Origin of the sequence: Helicobacter zhangjianzhongii, from assembly GCF_030249855.1 — a bacterium.
Classification (GTDB): domain Bacteria; phylum Campylobacterota; class Campylobacteria; order Campylobacterales; family Helicobacteraceae; genus Helicobacter_B; species Helicobacter_B zhangjianzhongii.
Window position 1 is genome coordinate 160,905 of sequence record NZ_JANURN010000002.1, and the last position, 17,988, is coordinate 178,892.

Below are 17,988 nucleotides of genomic sequence, written 5' to 3' on the forward strand. Positions count from 1 at the left end.
ATCCTTAGAATCGTGTTTCTCCAAAAGGGACTTCGCTCCTAGAATCCACTTTTTACACTAGCGGCGTTTTATCGTCATCGCGAGCAGTGTTTGCGTTAGCTGTTTGCTGTCATTGCGAGCCGCTGCGGCAGTAGCAGCGGCGGCGCGGCAATCCACTCCCCCCACTTTGTCATTGCGAGCCGCGTTAGCGGCGTGGCAATCCATAGATTCTGCGCTAGCAGAATTGACTTTACTAGAATCCACTTTTTGAAAACGCTCCATTTTCTCACATTCTAAGAATCCTAAAAGTCTTTTGTATCCATACTCGTCCTTTAAGCTTGAATTTACAATTTTGCATTATAATGTCGGCTCTATCTAGGGGGCACTTGTCCCCACCTTACTCTCCATAATGCACCAAATCCTTATGAAAGCTCCCTAGCAAATCGTTTAAAAACTCTACAATTTTGTCTGGGTGGATTGCTATATAAACTGCTTCATTGTGCTTATTTGTGATTTTTACATTTAGTCTAGGGTAGCCATTGCCTACGATTTTATAGAGATTCTCAAAATGAAAGGCGCGATTGCGAATAAGTCGCAGAAGTAATAAAATCGCTTTTGCTTTGTGATGTCGCATTAAGCTCGTGCTACAAAAACAATGTGGATTTTTTATACAATACTTCTTAAAATCTAAGGTATCCAAAAACTCTGCTTTAAAAATCGCATTATGGATTTTATAAAAATCCACTACTTTTAGCCAGAATCCTAAGTTTTGAGCGGAGATGAGGCTATCTCTGCTTTGATTTTGCAAAACAATCTTTTCAAGCCATTGCGAATCCTTTTGAGATAGCAAGAAGTCTATTTTGTTTCTTATGATAATTTCTAGGATTCCTATTTTATGCGCGATATGGGATATTAAATATAGATTTTGCTCGTGTTCTTGTGGATTGGCATAGCCATCTAAGCGGCTTTGCGAAAAAAGCTCCATGTGAAGTAAATTGCACAAATATGGCTTCATTCTTGCTGTCCTTGTTTAAAATCCAGATTATAGCGGATTGTTGTCATATTGAGCGGCAGCAGCAGCGCGGCAATCTACTACTTTGTCATTGCGAGATTTTCTAAAGAAACTGCGCTTCGCTTGTTTTGCGGTAGCAAAATCGTGGCAATCTACTTTCACACTAGAATCCACTTTTGATAATCACCGCTAAGGCACAAAACACAAACGATATAAAAAGTGGATTCTAGCTTTTAGCCTTGCTTCAGCCCCTAGAATCCGCTTTTGTGTTATGGATCGCCACGCTTTGCTAGCGCAAAGCTCGCGATGACGGAGAAAGTCGCTTACTTTGTCATCGCGAGTCTCGTTAGCGTGTGGAGTGGTTGTTTTGCTGTCATTGCGAGCCGCTGCGGCAGTAGCAGCGGCGGCGTGGCAATCCATTTCACACTAGAATCCACTTTTGCCTATTTGCCTTGCTCTTTAAAGCTTAATAGCCGCTCTCTGTAATACTCATATTGTTTTTTCCTCGCTTCTATCTCGGCGGGGATTCCGCTTGTTAAATCATTTGTAAGTGTGTCAAATTTGTCTAAAAGCTCTACGATGTCATTTTGCACCACTAAAGGCGGCAGGGAGATTTGGAATTTTTCTAATTGCTCATTATGCACTCTTAAAACTTTAGCACCTTGTGCGTATTTGTGTTTAAATGTATTAAAATTTTCGGTTTGAAACATATAGCCTATAAACTTTGGATTTTGTGAGTGTGAGAATATGAAAGTATCACCGCTAACACACGCTTCTTGCTTTCCTAGATACACGACTGCTTTACAAACACAATCTTTATCCTCACTCACTCCTACTATGACCAAATCTCCATATTTGGCTTTTTTCAATTTTTTTGCTTTTTCTTCACTTACAAAGCTTATAGTGCTATGCGTGTAATTGTGGTAATGCGTGTGGATTTGCCCATAATGGATACAAGGCACACCAACTTCTACAAAATCGGCTTTTGTCAAGCCATTGCCACGCGTGAAAGTCCCTATCTCGCCTAAGCTTACAAGCTTAAGACCCCCCCCGTTTAGCATATCAGTGCGTCTTTGTAGCTCCTCAAAGCTTAAAAGCTTATTTCTATAATAATGATATTGCTTTAGCCTTGCTTCTAATTCTGCTTCTAATTCTGCTTCTAATTCTGCTTCTAATTCTGTAAAGGTGTCTAAAATCTCTACGATTTTATACTGAATTTCTAGCGGCGGCAGGGGGATACAATATTCTTTTTTTATAATTGATGGGTGTGCTTTTTTAGTGTAGTTAAACTTTTTCTTTACCCACTCATTTATTAACGCATAGAATAAAAATTTTGTATTTAATTCATCTAAATTTATAACTTTTATCCAACCGCAAACATTAGTAACCGAGTATTTTAAATGATTTCTATAAAAAAATTTTCCGCCCCCATCAATGCTCCAAGTTATTCTTTCATCATCAAACATATATTTGCCATATTTGCCGATTTCTCCATTTTTAGTCGCAGAACTAGAATATACGGGGTATTCGCCCGGGCAGTTTTTTAAATCGTTTTGACTAATAATTTTCCCCCTGCCTAAATTTAAAATCTTGTTTAATTCTAACTCCCCAAGCTCTTTAAACTCCACGCCATTTGGGCAGTGCTGTTGTAGTAAGGATTCTAGGGGGTGGGTGCTAGGCTGTGTTTGGCTCATTGTTTGCTCCTTTTATGTGGTTTGTGGATTCTGTGGATTGCCACGATTCTACTAACGCAGAATCTCGCAATGACAAGGGGGCTGCGGTGCAAGTCTTGTAATGCCATTTCATCGCTCCTGCCTTAGCTCTAGTCCCTTAAAAAGCTCGAAAAATGCTTGTAGCTTTTCTAGGGCTTTTTCGCGGACTTTATGCGTCTGCTCTGCACCTTTGCCAAAGAGTGGGCTAGGAGGCAAAATCTCGCCAAAGGCTCTCCCATAGTCCCTTAGCTCGCCTCGCTCAAAGCTATCTTGCATAAATGCCCTAGTCTCTTTGGGCTTTAGATCTAGCTCGGTGATGATTGTATCTAGGCTCTCATCTTTGCGCGCGGCTATGTAGGTGCTAAAGTCTTTTTCCACATTGCTTTGGGGGTTTAGCGATTGTATGAAGCGGAGTAGAAGCTCCTTTTTGCTCCGTAGGCTTAGGCTAGAATCTAGCAGCTTGAGTATGCGCTCATAGCTGCCTTTGTCTTTGTGCCTGTGGTATGTGGCGATAAGCTCTAGGATATACTCGATACTTACTTCTACTTGCTTCAAAAGCTCTACTTCAAACTCCACTTCATCTAGCACGCTGTGCTTCTCTGCTTGGTCTTTGGCGCGTAGGCTCTCATAAGTGTCGATGTAGTAGCTTTGATAGTCTTGGCGGTCTCGCTCGCTTAGAGGGTCGCTAAAGTCATCAAATACTTCAAGGATATTGCGCAGCTTCAAAATCTCGCCAAAAAGGGCTAGGAAGTCTCTTTTGTCGCTTTGCTTTAGGGTGGATTCTAGGAAGTTAGCCAGAGGGAAGCGCGTTTGTAAGGTGTGTAGAAGCTCGTGGTAGCCTTTATGCTTATCGCCTTTTTCATCGGTGTAGCCGTGCAAATATTCTTCTAAGCTTCTTAGAAAGACTATGCCCTTAGCGTTCTCATCGCTGAAAAGGGCTAGGGCGTCATCGGTGTTTCTCTGCAAGTCTCTAAAGGCTATGATATTGCCAAAGCTTTTTATGGAGTTTAGGATTCTATTGGTGCGGGAGTAGGCTTGCAAAAGCCCGTGATAGCGTAAGGACTTATCGACATAGAGAGTGTTTAGCGTGGTGGCGTCAAAGCCTGTGAGAAACATATTGACCACGATGGCTAGGTCTAGCTCGCGGTTTTTAAGCTTTAGGGAGAAGTCTTTGTAATAGTTTTGAAAATTATCCGCGGAGCTATCAAATCTGCACGCAAATATTGCGTTATAGTCGTTTATCGCGGCGTCTAAAAAATCGCGCTGGGACTTAGGCAGGGCAGTGGTGTCCTCGCTGCTCTCTTCTTCTTGCTCATCGTTTGGGGCATAGCTGTAGATAATGCCTACTTTTAGCCTTTGAGATTCTGGCAGGCTGGCTTGCTGTCTTTTAAACTCTTCATAATATCGCATAGCCATAGGGATAGACTGGGTGGCAAAGATAGCGTTAAAGCCTTTTGTGTGCTTGCCATTTATGGTGTAGGTGGAGCTGCGCTTGGTCTGGGTGGTAAAATGCTCTAAGATATAGCGAGTGATGTGGGAAATACGCTCTTTGGCTAGGAGGATCTCTTCTGTGTCTATGGCTGGGACTTGCTCATCTTGGATAGGCTGGGACTTTAGCTTAGCTGTGGTGTGGTAGCTCACGCGGAAAGGCAGGACATTATGGTCGCGTATGGCGTGGATTATCGTGTAGCGGTGCAAGCAAGCCCCAAAGACGCGCTGTGTCGTCTCAAAGCCTAGCGCGTTTGCGGCAAAAATTGGCGTGCCTGTAAAGCCAAAGAGATAGAGCTTTTTAAAGGCTTTGGAAATGTCTTTTTGCATTTGCCCAAATTGACTTCTATGGCACTCATCAAAGATCATCACAATGTGTTCGTTAAAGATTGTATGGTCTTTTTCTGCTTGGGCGATGAAGCGGGAGAGCTTTTGGATCGTGGTGATGATGATTTTGTGGCTTTTATCTGTGCTGTTAAGGCGTGATTGCAGCTCTTTGGTGCTTTTGCTCCCTGTGGCAGCACCCTTTTGGAATCTATCGTATTCACGCATAGTTTGATAGTCTAAATCTTTTCTATCCACGACAAAAAGCACTTTAGCGATTTCTTGGATCTTGCTTACTAGCTGGGCGGTTTTGAAGCTGGTCAAAGTTTTGCCGCTGCCTGTGGTGTGCCAGATATAGCCGCCGCTTTTTTGCTCGCTTGATTTTTCGTAGAATTTGTTGTGGTAGCTTATGGCGATTTGCTGCAAGATCTTTTCGCACGCGGCGATTTGGTAAGGTCGCAGGACTAGGAGCTTTCTATCCACATCAAGCACGCAGTAGTGGCAGAGGATATTTAGCAGTGTGTGCCTAGCAAAAAAGCTTTTAGCAAAGTCGATCAGGTCGTTTATAATGGTGTTTTTCTCATCGCTAAAATAGCTTGTGAATTCAAAGCTATTGGAGGTTTTGGTCGTTTTTATGCCGTTTTGGGTTTTGATATGAAAATCGCGCGTGGTGTTGGAGTAATACTTGCTCTGCGTGCCGTTGCTAATGACAAAAATCTGCACAAACTCAAAAAGCGCGTTTCCGCTAAAAAAGCTCTCCCGCCCGTAGCGGTTGATTTGATTGAAAGCTTCTTTAAGGCTCACGCCGCGGCGTTTTAGCTCGATATGCACTAGGGGCAGTCCATTGACTAGGATAGTTACATCATAGCGGTGGGAGCGTGTCGGCGTGGTAGCTTCATACTGATTGATAACTTGCAAGGAGTTTTTATGTATGTCGGCTTTGTCGATTAGCTTGAAGTTGATAATGCTGCCATTATCGCGCTCTAGGGGCTGGATATAGTCCTCTTGGATTAGCACGCTTTTTTCCACGATAGAGGCATTTGCCCTAGAAAGCACTTGAGCGAAAAATCGCCGCCACTCTGTGTCGCTTAGGGTGGTGGAATTTAGCTCCTCTAGCTTTGTGCGGAGATTGGATTCTAGGGATTTTTCATCGCTGATAGGGGCGTATCCATAGCCTTGGGCTTGTAAGGTAGCGATAAGCTCTTTTTCAAGCTGGGCTTCACTTTGATAGCTAGAATCCACTTTTTGCTTGGGGGTAAATTCCGCGGCTATGGTGGAGGCGGTGCTTTGGGCTAGGAGTTTTAGGCTTCTCATAGGCTAGCCCTCTAAGCTTGTGATGATAGAGTCTATTTGCGTCCTTAGGGCTGCTTGTCTCTCTACGATTTGGGCGATTTGTGCGTTTAGGTCGGTGATATTGATAACTTCCCTTGTGTCCTTTGGCGTGATGTAGGTGGAGGTGCTTAGATTGTAGTCATTAGCTCGTATTTCCTCCACGCTTACTAAACGCGAGAAATGCTCTATATCTTCGCGCTTGGCATAGGCTTCTACTATGGTGTTTATATGGGTGGATTCTAGGATATTTTTCTTGGTAACTTTGGTAAATTGCTCGCTTGCATCGATGAAAAGGGTGTGCATATTGGGCTTATTTTTCTTTAGCACGATGATAGAGGTGGCGATATTTGTGCCGAAAAAGAGATTGTCCGGGAGCTGGATAATGGTGTCGATGAAGTTTTGATCAATTAGGTATTTGCGGATTTGCTTTTCTTTGCCTCCGCGGTAAAGCACCCCCGGGAACTCTACTATGGCGCAAGTGCCAGAAGGAGAGAGCCAAGAGAGCATATGCATAGTGAAAGCCAGATCGGCATAGCCTTTAGGAGCTAGCACACCAGCAGGGGCGAAGCGCGGGTCATTGATAAGCTTGGGGTCATCATCGCCTATCCATTTGGTAGAGTATGGGGGATTTGACACGATAGCGTCAAAGGGCTCATCATCTGCGTGCTTTGGCTCTAGGAGTGTGTCGCCTAGGGCTATGTCAAAATTCTCAAAGCCCACATTGTGTAAAAGCATATTGATACGGCAGAGATTATAAATAGTGGGGTTTATCTCCTGCCCGAAAAAGCCTTGCTTGACATTTGCGCTGCCTAGCACTTTGGCAAACTGCAAGAGCAGCGAGCCACTCCCACAAGCTGGGTCATAGACTTTATTGACACTTTGCTTGCCATAGCTTACAAGCCTTGCTAGTAGGTGGCTCACTTCCTGCGGAGTGAAAAACTCGCCCCCACTTTTGCCTGCGTTGCCCGCATACATACGCATAAGGTATTCATACGCATCGCCAAAGGTATCGATAGCATTATCACTATAATGCAAATCAAGCGTGGCTATGGCTTGCATCACCTTATAGAGCTTTTCATTGCGCTTTAGGAGAGTTTCTCCTAGATTTTTACTAGAATTGACATCAATATCGCTAAAAAGCTCTTTAAACTTGGCTTCACTTGCTGTGCCTATGGTGGAGGCTTCTATGCTTTCAAAGGTGTTGCTTAGGGTTTGGTTTAGGTTGGTGGTGTCGTGGGCGTGGGACTTTAGGACATTGCAAAATAGCTGGCTAGGGTAGATGAAAAAGCCCTTTTCTCTAATGATAGCTTCGCGGCTCTTTTCATTTGCATCTATATCTTTATCGCTTAGATTTTCGTAGGCGTTGGGGTTGTCCCCCCCCCCCCCGTTTGCATAGTGGCAGGGTCTATGCCTTGCTTGATATTGATATGGGCGGCTAGATTTTCACTGATAAAGCGGTAAAAGAGCATACCTAGCACATACATTTTGAAATCCCAGCCATCGACACTGCCGCGCAGGTCATTAGCGACTTTCCAAATGGTAGAGTGCAGGGCATCTCTTTGGGCTTGGGTCTTATCTGGTGTGGGTTGCATTGGGTCTCCTTAGAAGTGATATGGGGCTAAAAGCCAAAGCCTATGGTCAAAAACACGCCGTGCGCACCTGATCGCGCCTTGCTAGTAGAATCTAGCACCAAAATACTTGAATGCCTATCGCTATAAATATACCCGGTGTGATAGGTGTAGGACTGGTAGAGATACTGCACGCCTAGGCGCATAGATGATAGCTCAATGCCTACCCCAAATCCCACGCCTAGCATATCGCGCAGAGGGACACTTATATCGCGTGAGAGCTTGGAGAAATTGGCTAGATAATTGACTATCCCATAGGCTCGATAGATTTTATACTGCACGCCTGCTTGTATCCCAGAGCCAAAGAGTAGGGCAGAGACTCTACCGCTCTCTTCATCGCTCTTATCATCATCGCGCTCTTTCTCTCTAGCAAAATCCTCTGCGCTAAAAAGCCCCTGCCACGCTAGCTCGATAAATGGCGCAGCATAGAAAGATAGCGGCTGCTTTGCCGTGCTAAGCTCTATGCCTAGCCGCGCAGATCCTGCAAAAGACATCGCCTCATCATCAAGGATTTTGTGCATACCCTTAATCTCTGGGAAGCGCATAGCCCCCACACCTCCTAGCCCTAATTCACCAAAGAGCTTGATGATCTTTGGCTTGCTTGGGGGCAGAGCTTTGGCGGTGGATTTGGGAGTAGAATCCACTTTTTCAAAAGTGGATTCTGGGCTTTTCTTTTGACTTGGCTTTGGCGTGAGTGTAGGATCTAGCGGGCTATCATCATCGATAATGCTATCAACTGCGCTAGATAGGGCTAGGGCGGGATCTTGCTCGCTAGCAAGGCTTACGCACACGCTCTCATTCTCGCATTTATCGGGGGATAAGTCATAGAGCTTTTGGCAGGCACTTGCCTCATAGAAGAGGTGATTGCAGCTTGTGGCGTAGTAGTCTTGCGCGCGGGCTTTGTCGCTTGCTAGTAGTGTATCGCCAAGGGCTTCACACGCTTTGGTGAAGTCATTGCGCACGCCGATCTCACAAGAATGTGTAAGAAAATTGTCCCTAGCTTTGTCCCTAGCTTGCAGGGCTAGGAAGTAGGCTGCTTGCGCCGAGCCTAGTGAAAACGCCTTTTGCAAAAGGCTAGAATCCTGTTTTTGCTGCCCTAGTAAGGCACACGCGCGGGCGTTGTTGTGATCGCAGAGCCTTTGCATACTTGCTGGGTCAAAGTTGGACTCTCCTAGTAAAAGCACCGCGCCATCGCCGTAGGGATCAAGCCTAGCAGATTGCTTGTAGAAGTCTTTGGCTTTGGCGTGATTGGCTTGTAGATTGGCTAGTCCTAGGGCGTAGATCTCGCCTAGATACGCGCACGAAGTGGAGTCGTTTAGCTTGCAGCCTAGCGCGTAGAGATCAAGCCTCTTGCGCACTAGCTCTTCTAGCCCAGCACTTTTGGCACACGCAAGCCCATAGCCATTTTCACACGCGTGGGAGAAATACCACTGCGCGCTCTTTTTGGACTCTTTAAGGGCGATCTCTCCTGCTAGCACGCAGCCCTCCAAAGTCCCCATAAGGCAGGCTTTTTTGTAGTATTTAAGGGCTAGCTTGTCGTTTTTGGCTAGCTCAAGCTCGCCTTTGTGATAGGCATTGCCCAAATGCACGCAATAATACCCATCAAGCTTAGAGTCTTGGCAGAGCTTTTCAAGATTGTCTAGCTCTCTAAACTCTGGGGCGGGGGCTTCTTTGACAAGCTTTTTGCTCGGGTCATATTGAAGCTTGATATAAAGATACTTGCTATCTTCATAGCGATCTAGGATTTTATAGCCGATATTATGCGCACCTGCATAGATTCTAACGCGCTCATTTGCCACGCTCTGCCCGCTCTCATCGGTGCTTTGCTCATACTCTGCTTGCACGCTTGTATTCAGCGATAGGCGCAATTCTTTCAATGCACGCGCGATCGCACTTGTCTCGCCCTCTTGCTTGCTTGCCTGCCCTATGGCGCAATGCTCCTGCTCGCAGATTTTGGATTCTACCCATTGGGGCTTAGGCTTTGCCCACATACTACACACGCAGAGTCCAAGACATATCCACCATTTCATTTGCTGCTCCTTATGCCTAGCTCTTACCTAGCTTTTGCAGTAGCAAGAAAATGACAAAAGCACCCGCGCTCACCACAGCGATCGTGCTAAATGCCTCAAAATACCCAAAGGGCGCACTTAAGTCAAACACGCGCATACCAAATAGTTCAAATCCCATAGCTAAGCCTTTGTGTAGTGTTAGAGCTTCACGCGCGCACTCAAAGCACGCGAGAGCGAGAGCTGGTCGATATTCTCAAGCCCGATCCCGGTAGGCACGCCTTGGGCGATCTTGCTAAATGACAGGGATAAATCTTGCAGCTTATCTTCGATAAAGAGCATTACCGCCTCATTTGCCAGACTTGGTGAAAAGGCAAAAATAACTTCTTGTATATGCTTGCTAGCTATGCGTGTGCGCACTTGGGCGAAGTCGATTTGCTCTAGCTCAGGAGATAGCACCCAATATTTGCCGTTAAAATCGCCCATTTCTTCAATGGTGAAAATATCTTTAGGGTGAAGCACGACACAAAGCTTTGTATCATCTCTGCTTTCATCAAGGCAGATTTCACAGATTTCATTCTCACTTACAGAGCCACACACCACGCAAGTCCTGATGTGCTGGATCGAAGTTTCTATACAATGAGCGAGCTTTAGGGCTAGGTATTTGTTTTCAATAGCTAGGAGATAGGCGATTTTCTGCGCACTTTTGCGCCCAATGGTTGGGATCTGCTCTAGAGATTCTACAAGCGCGCTAAAACGCGCGAGAGACTTTCTGTATAGATTCATAAAGCAAGCAAGCCTGCTGCGCTATTTGGCGAAGTTTTTTATAGACTGCTGCAAGATCGCAACGGCTGCGGCTTTGTCTTTATACTCTTTGACTTTGACCCATTTGTTTGGCTCTAGCATTTTGTAGGTTTCAAAGAAGTTTTTGATCCTATCGCGCGTGATTTGGGGCAAGTCATCTAGGGAGCTAATCTTGTCATAGCGCGGATCGATTTTGCTAACAGGCAGGGCGAGCAGCTTCTCGTCCATTCCGCTCTCATCTTCCATAATCAGCACGCCAATCAAGCGCACTTTGATCACGCTTCCAGCTTGCAGGGGGTATTCATTGAGCACCAAAATATCCATAGGATCGCCATCATCAGCGAGTGTGTGAGGGATAAAGCCATAGTTTGCAGGATAAAACATCGCGCTATACATCACTCTATCGACCACCACCGCGCCAGAATCCTTATCGACTTCATACTTCACGCTTGAGCCATAGGGGATTTCGATAATGGCGTTGATATTATCTGGGATTTCTCCTAGGGGGATTTTTTCTACATTCATTTTCTATCCTTTAATGTGAGATATGATATAGGCATTCATTTCTTCTACAATCTCTTCAATCGTGCGCTCGCCATTGATCGTGTGTAGCAGATCCTTTGCTCCATAAAATGCGCGGATCTCTGCCAAAGGCTCTAAAAATACACGCATACGATTATTAAAGACCTCTTCATTATCATCAGCCCCTCTCGCACGCCCTAGCACGCGATCTTTAGCGACTTGCTCGCTTACTGCTACTTCTATGACTTTAGCAAGCTTGACATTGCTTTGCTCGGCAAGCTTGTTATGCAGGGCTTGCATTTGCTCGACACTTCTGGGGTAGCCATCAATTAGCACGATGTCTTTGGGTGCGTTTGCTAGGGCATTGACGATAGTTTGGACGACTATGTCTAGTGGCACGAGATTGCCTTTAGCGATAATATCGCCGATGATCTTGCCTTGATCTGATCCGCTTGCGACTTCTTCGCGTAGCAAATCGCCCGTGGAGTAATGCACGATCGTGTCGGCATTGCGCTTAGCTATGGCTTGCGCATCGGTGGTCTTGCCAGAGCCGGGGGCTCCAATGATGAGAAATAACTGCTTCATAGTTGCTCCTTATGATGATGGATTGCGTAAGCGGATATGCAGCTCGCGCAAAAGCTCTTCGCCCACTTTGCTTGGTGCTTCCGTGAGTGGGCAAGCGGACCTTTGTGTCTTGGGGAAAGCGATCACATCGCGGATACTTCCTGCCCCGCTGATAAGCATAGCCAGCCGATCAAGCCCTATGGCAAAGCCTCCGTGTGGCGGTGCGCCATAGCTTAGGGCATCAAGCAAGAATCCAAACTTCTCTCTTGCCTCTTGCTCGTTTATCCCAAGTAGCTTAAAGACTTGCTGTTGGGTAGAATCCTTGTGGATTCTCATACTTCCACCGCCTAGCTCTATGCCATTTAGCACCACATCATACGCGATAGATTCTATCTGCTCTATGTCGCTTTTGTCCAAATCTTTAGGCATTGTGAAAGGATGGTGCAATGCCGCGATAGAGCCATCATCGCTGTGCTCAAACATAGGGAAATCCACCACCCATAAAAACGCCATTTTGTTTGTATCAATTAGCCCCAAATCTTTGGCGATTTTCTGTCGTAAGCGTCCCATATAATCCCATATCACGCGCTTTTCTCCCGCGCCAAAAAAGATTATATCTCCTTGTTTTGCTCCTGTGCGCTCTAAGATTGTCTTTAACCCATTTGGTGAGAGAAACTTGACAAGCGGTCCTTTTGGCTCATCTTTTAGCTGGATATAGGCTAGCCCTTTCGCGCCAAATCCACGCACAAATTCTTCAGCTTCGCTTAAACTCTTGCGGCTAAAGAGACTATCCCCATCTTTTATGCACAGAGCCTTTATGCGCTGCTTATGCGTGTCTTTGGCGATTGCGGCAAAAATCTCATTACTAGAATCCACAAACGCATCGCCTACTTCAACAAGCTCTAGCCCATAGCGTAAATCTGGCTTATCGCTGCCATATTTCTCCATAGCTTGCGCATAGGGCAGGCGCGTAAATGGCGTAGTGAGCTGCACACCCACTGCGGCAAAAATATCGCACAAAAGCTGCTCGCAAACGCCCATCACATCTTCTTGTGTGCAAAAGCTCATCTCTACATCAATTTGCGTAAATTCCGGCTGTCTATCAGCGCGTAAATCTTCATCGCGGAAGCAGCGTGCAATTTGAAAATACCGATCAAACCCCCCTACCATTAAGAGCTGCTTGAAAAGCTGCGGGCTTTGAGGCAGGGCAAAAAAGCTCCCATCATACACACGACTAGGCACGAGATAGTCTCTAGCCCCTTCAGGTGTCTGCTTGGTCAAAATAGGCGTCTCCACTTCTAAAAAGCCCATTTTCTGCAGGCTATTTCTCGCTGCTATACTAATATCACTACGCATTTTAAAGATGTCATAAGCCTTTTTGGAGCGTAGGGTTAGATAGCGGTATTTTAGGCGCAGTTCCTCGCTTGTGTTTTCATCGTTTATGGGGATTGGCAGGGTTTTGGCTTTGTTTTCTATGGTGAGACTCTCTAGCACGATTTCTACTTTGCCGGTTTTTAGCTTTGGATTCTCAAGTCCTGCTCCACGCGCTCGCACAAGCCCGGTAGCAAGCAGCACAAACTCATCGCGCACGAGATTTGCCTGCTTGTATGCGCTAGATTCTGGATCGCATACAAGCTGCACGATCCCGCTATGATCGCGCAAGTCGATAAATATCACGCCCCCGTGATCGCGGTAGGTATTGCACCAGCCACATACTTCCACGCGCTGCCCGATAAACTCCTCACTAATTTCTGCGCATAAATGCGTCCGTAACATCGCCACTGCTCCTTTAGCCTAAAAATTTTCGCAATAAATCTTGCACTTGCAAAGGATCTGATTTTGAGATAAATCCATCGGCGTGGAGACTTGAAGCCATTTCAAGATTAGAATCATTGCTCATAGAGGAATTAACAATCACAGGGAGATTTCTGGATTCTACGCGCCCTTTGATTTGCTTAAGCACTTCAAAGCCGGAGATGACAGGCATTTCAAGATCTGTGATCACAGCCCCCACTTGCTCTAGCACGCCATCGGAGTAGAGATAATCCAGCAATGCACGCCCATTGCTAAACGATATATAGCGGACATTCAGCTTTTCTAAAACTGACTCTAATGCCTTAGAAGCCGACTTAGAATCCTCTGCCATAAGCACGAGTTTATCACTATTGATCGTGCCTAGCACATCGATTTTGAGCTTGCGCCCAAACTCTTGATCAGGGAAGGCATCGGCTACCATTTTTTCTACATCAAGGATTTGGATCACAGAGCCATCATCGTATTTGGTCGTGGCAGTTACCTTGCTATCCCCATCAAAGCCAAATTCACTCCCCACGGTAATGTCATTCCAATTTTTGTTGATGATGCGCTTCACGCCTAGAATCTTAAGCCCTACATTTTGGTTAGAAAAATTACAAATGACTACAAGGCTTTTTTGCGAGCTGATTGAGAATGGGCGCAGGTCTTTTTGGGGGTTTTGTGAGTTGAAATACAGCCAGCGGCGCATATCCACAAGGGGCATAGACTCTCCACGCACGGTCAAAAAGCCCAGCACAAGTCCGTCATTCTCCCCAGCAGTCTCTGTCAAATCTCCATCATAGTAGATAATCTCGCGCACTTTAAATACATTGATCGCATATAGCTGCATACCGATATGCTCGCCGTGTAGCTCTATGGATTCTGGATCATCAAGCGTGAAGCATAGAAACTGCGCTTCATTATTGAGATGAAGACTCGTGGTTTGATCAATATCTTTTATCACGCCTATGCTCCTTGTGCTAGAGAGTGTGTCTGGATAGGTGGAATGGCTTAAACTTAAAAAATGTATAATTTTACATAGCTTATGTTAAAAAACACTTATAAAAAGGACAAAAATGCTACGAAGCAAGGAGCAATACCTAAGTGCGCTAAAGACACTACAAACTTACGCGTATGCTTACTATGTGCTTGATGATCCAATCGCTAGCGATGAGGAATACGACATACTCTATCATCAAGTCAAAGCCTATGAGAGCAAGCACCCCCAAGACACTCTGCCAGAGTCCCCCACGCAGCGCGTAGGTGGCGGTGTGCTAGAGGGCTTTGAGAAGCACACACATAAGCAGAGAATGTGGAGTCTTGATGATGTCTTTAGCGTGCAGGAGCTAGAGGAGTGGGTGGAGCGACTGCATAGACAATACCCACACGCTAGCTTTGTATGCTCGCCGAAGTTTGATGGCGCATCGCTTAATCTCTGCTATGAAAACGGCGTGCTAGTGAGTGCTGCCACAAGGGGCGATGGACTCATTGGCGAAGAGGTGCTGCAAAATGCCAAGACAATCCACTCTATCCCACTCACAATCCCCCATAAAGACACGATTGAAATCCGCGGTGAAGTCGTGATAAAACGAGCGGATTTTGCCGCGCTTAATGCCGCTAGAGCAGAGCAGGGCTTGCCACTTTTTGCCAATCCGCGCAATGCCGCAGCAGGCTCACTGCGCCAGCTAGATAGCGCGATCACTGCCCAAAGGAAGCTGCTGTTTATTCCGTGGGGCATTGGCTTTAGCGAGCAAGCGATCTCTGCTAGCTTTTATGAGACAATGCGCTTTGTGGAAAAAAGTGGATTCTACCCCATAATGCGCCATATCCGCCAAGCTAGCAACGCCCAAGAAATCCACGCCTACTATGAGTATCTACAACAACAGCGCGATGGCTTTGCGATGATGCTAGATGGTATGGTGGTGATGATAGATAGCTTTGCCCTACAAGATGAGCTAGGCTGGACGATCAAGTCTCCTCGCTTTGCTTGTGCGTATAAATTCCCAGCGGTTGAGAAGATCACGCAAATCCTTTCTATCACCAATCAAGTGGGGCGCACAGGCGTGATCACACCCGTAGCAGAGCTAGAGCCTATCGAGATTGAAGGTGCTATGATCACGCGCGCTAGTTTGTATAATTACAGCGATATTGAGAAAAAGGGCATTTATCTTAATGACTTTGTCATCATTATCCGCAGTGGCGATGTGATCCCTAAAATCATTAAGCCCTTAGTCGCTAGGCGCGATGGCTCTCAAACCCCTATCCTCCCTCCTACAACCTGCCCAGAATGCCACTCACACTTGGTGCAAGAAGAAGTAGCCTTGCGCTGCTGCAACCTCTCGTGCAAAGCTCGCATAGTCGAGTCTATCGTGTATTTTGCGAGCAAAAAGGCATTAAACATCGATGGGCTAGGCGAGAAGCTAGTCTATCAGCTCTATGAAGCTGGGCTCATTACCTCTATCCTTGATCTTTATGTCCTTGATAAGCAAAGCCTGCTATCTCTAGAGGGCTTTAAAGATAAAAAGGCAAGCAATCTCCTAAATGCCATTGCCACAACTAAGCATATCGCGCTATGGCGGTTTATCAACGCGCTAGGCATTACACATATTGGCGAGTGGGCGAGCAAGGAGCTAGAGAGAAGCTTTGGGCTTGACTGCTTTGCAAAAAGCTATGAAGAGATTATCGCCATTAGTGGCTTTGGGCAGGAGATGGCGCGAAGCTTTGTGGAGTTTGTGCGTATCAATGCCGAGTTTATCAACAGGCTTTTAGCACTCATTGAGCCTACACCCCTAGAATCCACTTTTGAAAAAGTGGATTCTAGCCCCATAGCTAATCTAAGCTTTGTCATCACCGGCACACTGAGTGTCCCGCGCGATGTGATGAAGCAAAGACTAGAAGACCTAGGCGCGCGCGTAAGCTCTAGTGTGAGTAAAAAGACAGATTTTGTGCTGTGTGGGGTGGATTCTGGGAGCAAGGAGCAAAAGGCTAGGGAGCTTGGCGTGCGCATTATCGATGAAGCAGGATTAGAGCAATTACTAGCAGCTAAGTCCTAGATCTAGCTTATCGTGCTTGCTATGACTATGGAGAGAGACAAAGTGTCGCTAGATCACTTTCAAGCATCAAACAAACAATGCTGAGCCGATACGCACCATATTTGCCCCTTGTTTAATCGCATAGGCAAAGTCCCCGCTCATACCCATAGACAAAGTCTCTACACCTGCAAAGTGCGCTTGCAGCGTATCATACAGGGCTTTTGTCCTAGCAAAGCTCTCTTCTATGGCTTGTGTATCGTGCGTGTGCGCACCTATACACATAAGCCCTTGTAAGCGCAAATGCGGGCAATGCGCACGGATATGGGCGAAAGCATCACAAGTGGATTCTAGGGAGAAGCCGTGCTTGCTAGGCTCATTTGCGGCATTGACTTGTAGCAAGATAGGCTGGATTCTATCCTTTGCGCGGCATTTTTCATCAAGGCTTAGGGCTAGCTCTAGGGAGTGGATAGAGTGGATTAGAGTGGGGCTTAGGGCTAGGAGGGAGTTGATTTTATTGCGCTGGAGTGTGCCGATGAAATGCCACTCAATGGGCGCGCTAGCTGGCGCAGTGGGGGCTAGATCGCTTAATGCACTGCAAAATCCACGCTGCTTATCGCGCAAATCTTGCACCCTGTTTTCGCCAAAGGCATATTGCCCAGCAAGGTAGAGTGCGCGCATAGAATCTAGATTTTGGTATTTGCTTACAGCGATGAGTTTGATTGTGTGTTTGCCGAGATTGTGCTGCTTTTGGTATTGTGCGGCGGCGGTTTGGATTTGCTGGGTGATGTGGGCGAGATTGTGTGCTAGATTATGCATATAGCGGTGTGCCGCCAAAATACACCAACGCCGACCCCCAAGTAAATCCCCCGCCAAAGGCATCAAGCAGCATAAGATCGCCTTTTTTAAGTCTCTTAGCCTTGTAGGCTTCATCGATTGCCATAGGGATACTTGCTGCTGAGGTATTGCCATATTTCTGCACGGTTATGATGACTTGATCATCGCGCAAGCCTAGCTGCTCGCCTACTGCGGAGATAATGCGTAAATTTGCTTGATGAGGGATAAAGAGATTGATAGCTTCAGGGGAGAGATGATTGCGCTCTAGGATATGGATCACATCGGCAGTAAGTGTGCGCACTGCGTGCTTGAAGACCTCGCTGCCTTTCATTTGCAGCTTGCCGCCTGCACCATCGCTAGATTTTTGCGGTGTCATTAGCAAGTCGCTATATGTGCCATTTGCGCCGATATGGACATCAAGGATAGATTCTGCTTTGTCTTGTGTGCGTGAGATGACAGCAGCCCCTGCCCCATCGCCAAAAAGCACGCAAGTCCCCCTATCGCTAAAGTCTAGGACATTGCTGACTTTTTCTGCTCCCACAATAAGCACATTGCGATATGTGCCTGACTCTACAAAGCTCTTTGCCACGGAGAGTAGGTAGATAAACCCCGTGCAAGCAGCAGTTATATCAAAGGCTGGGACATCAACTATGCCAAGCCCAGCACTGATCAAGCACGCATTGCTAGGCATAGCCATAAAATCTGGGCTAAGGGTCGCGCAGATAACGAGATCTATATCTTTGGCTGTGAGATTGGCTCGCTCTATGGCTAGGGAGGCTGCTTTGATCCCTAGATCACTGCTACCTTCATCATCGCTTGCAAAGTAGCGAGATCTGATCCCTGTGCGTTTGGTGATCCACTCATCGCTTGTATCAAGCGTGCTTTCAAACTCTGCATTTGGGACACAGCGACTTGGCACAAATGATGCGATAGAGCGCATAGCAGCATAATACATCT

Annotated in this window: 17 protein-coding genes and 1 pseudogene; 1 reads left to right on the forward strand and 17 read right to left on the reverse strand. The window is 46.3% G+C overall.

Going from position 1 to position 17,988, the window contains the following annotated elements:
* Positions 1 to 57: 57 nt before the first annotated feature.
* From NYG90_RS02555 to NYG90_RS02625, 15 genes and pseudogenes are all read right to left on the reverse strand, one after another.
* A complete protein-coding gene (locus NYG90_RS02555; RefSeq protein ID WP_285256566.1) occupies positions 58 to 261 on the reverse strand; it encodes a hypothetical protein in 204 nt (67 codons plus the stop codon).
* A 115-nt stretch (positions 262 to 376) separates the two neighbouring features.
* Complete coding sequence (locus tag NYG90_RS02560; protein WP_285256565.1) at positions 377 to 994, reverse strand: hypothetical protein; 618 nt, start codon at positions 992 to 994, stop codon at positions 377 to 379.
* 27 nt (positions 995 to 1,021) lie between these two features.
* Entirely contained in the window at positions 1,022 to 1,153 is a 132-nt protein-coding gene (locus NYG90_RS02565) for a hypothetical protein (protein ID WP_285256564.1), read from the reverse strand.
* 27 nt (positions 1,154 to 1,180) lie between these two features.
* On the reverse strand, positions 1,181 to 1,411 hold the full coding sequence (locus NYG90_RS02570) for a hypothetical protein (RefSeq protein WP_285256563.1): 231 nt from the start codon (positions 1,409 to 1,411) through the stop codon (positions 1,181 to 1,183).
* 23 nt (positions 1,412 to 1,434) lie between these two features.
* Positions 1,435 to 2,685 (reverse strand): restriction endonuclease subunit S, encoded by a 1,251-nt coding sequence (locus NYG90_RS02575; RefSeq protein ID WP_285264656.1) that lies wholly within the window; start codon positions 2,683 to 2,685, stop codon positions 1,435 to 1,437.
* Entirely contained in the window at positions 2,666 to 2,797 is a 132-nt protein-coding gene (locus tag NYG90_RS02580; protein WP_285256561.1) for a hypothetical protein, read from the reverse strand. Before NYG90_RS02580 ends, NYG90_RS02575 begins: the two co-directional genes overlap by 20 nt.
* Complete coding sequence (locus NYG90_RS02585; RefSeq protein WP_285256560.1) at positions 2,794 to 5,829, reverse strand: type I restriction endonuclease subunit R; 3,036 nt, start codon at positions 5,827 to 5,829, stop codon at positions 2,794 to 2,796. Before NYG90_RS02585 ends, NYG90_RS02580 begins: the two co-directional genes overlap by 4 nt.
* A 3-nt stretch (positions 5,830 to 5,832) precedes the next feature.
* Positions 5,833 to 7,439, reverse strand: a pseudogene (locus tag NYG90_RS02590) (type I restriction-modification system subunit M).
* Between the two features lie 26 nt (positions 7,440 to 7,465).
* On the reverse strand, positions 7,466 to 9,505 hold the full coding sequence (locus NYG90_RS02595) for a tetratricopeptide repeat protein (RefSeq protein WP_285256559.1): 2,040 nt from the start codon (positions 9,503 to 9,505) through the stop codon (positions 7,466 to 7,468).
* 16 nt (positions 9,506 to 9,521) lie between these two features.
* Entirely contained in the window at positions 9,522 to 9,662 is a 141-nt protein-coding gene (locus NYG90_RS02600) for a hypothetical protein (protein ID WP_181814120.1), read from the reverse strand.
* Between the two features lie 20 nt (positions 9,663 to 9,682).
* Entirely contained in the window at positions 9,683 to 10,267 is a 585-nt protein-coding gene (gene recR / locus NYG90_RS02605; protein ID WP_115010762.1) for a recombination mediator RecR, read from the reverse strand.
* Positions 10,268 to 10,288: 21 nt separating this feature from the next.
* Positions 10,289 to 10,810 (reverse strand): inorganic diphosphatase, encoded by a 522-nt coding sequence (ppa, locus tag NYG90_RS02610; protein ID WP_285256558.1) that lies wholly within the window; start codon positions 10,808 to 10,810, stop codon positions 10,289 to 10,291.
* 3 nt (positions 10,811 to 10,813) lie between these two features.
* Positions 10,814 to 11,392 carry an adenylate kinase gene (locus NYG90_RS02615; RefSeq protein ID WP_285264657.1) on the reverse strand — a complete coding sequence of 193 codons (579 nt, stop codon included), beginning with the start codon at positions 11,390 to 11,392 and terminating at the stop codon, positions 10,814 to 10,816.
* 9 nt (positions 11,393 to 11,401) lie between these two features.
* Positions 11,402 to 13,147 (reverse strand): aspartate--tRNA ligase, encoded by a 1,746-nt coding sequence (gene aspS / locus NYG90_RS02620; protein ID WP_285256700.1) that lies wholly within the window; start codon positions 13,145 to 13,147, stop codon positions 11,402 to 11,404.
* A gap of 13 nt (positions 13,148 to 13,160) precedes the next feature.
* Positions 13,161 to 14,129, reverse strand: a complete 969-nt coding sequence (locus NYG90_RS02625) for a chemotaxis protein (RefSeq protein WP_285256556.1) — start codon at positions 14,127 to 14,129, stop codon at positions 13,161 to 13,163.
* A 112-nt stretch (positions 14,130 to 14,241) separates the two neighbouring features.
* Here NYG90_RS02625 and ligA point away from each other — a divergent pair, with 112 nt between their 5' ends.
* Complete coding sequence (gene ligA, locus NYG90_RS02630; RefSeq protein WP_285256555.1) at positions 14,242 to 16,218, forward strand: NAD-dependent DNA ligase LigA; 1,977 nt, start codon at positions 14,242 to 14,244, stop codon at positions 16,216 to 16,218.
* A 66-nt stretch (positions 16,219 to 16,284) separates the two neighbouring features.
* Here ligA and NYG90_RS02635 read toward each other — a convergent pair whose 3' ends face one another.
* Together NYG90_RS02635 and NYG90_RS02640 are read right to left on the reverse strand one after the other, a co-directional pair.
* The gene (locus NYG90_RS02635) at positions 16,285 to 17,031 is read right to left on the reverse strand and encodes a YggS family pyridoxal phosphate-dependent enzyme (protein WP_285256554.1); all 747 of its coding nucleotides are present in this window, start codon (positions 17,029 to 17,031) and stop codon (positions 16,285 to 16,287) included.
* Positions 17,006 to 17,986, reverse strand: a complete 981-nt coding sequence (locus tag NYG90_RS02640; RefSeq protein WP_115010756.1) for a beta-ketoacyl-ACP synthase III — start codon at positions 17,984 to 17,986, stop codon at positions 17,006 to 17,008. The genes NYG90_RS02635 and NYG90_RS02640 overlap by 26 nt, the downstream gene beginning before the upstream one ends.
* Between the last annotated feature and the right edge of the window lie 2 nt (positions 17,987 to 17,988).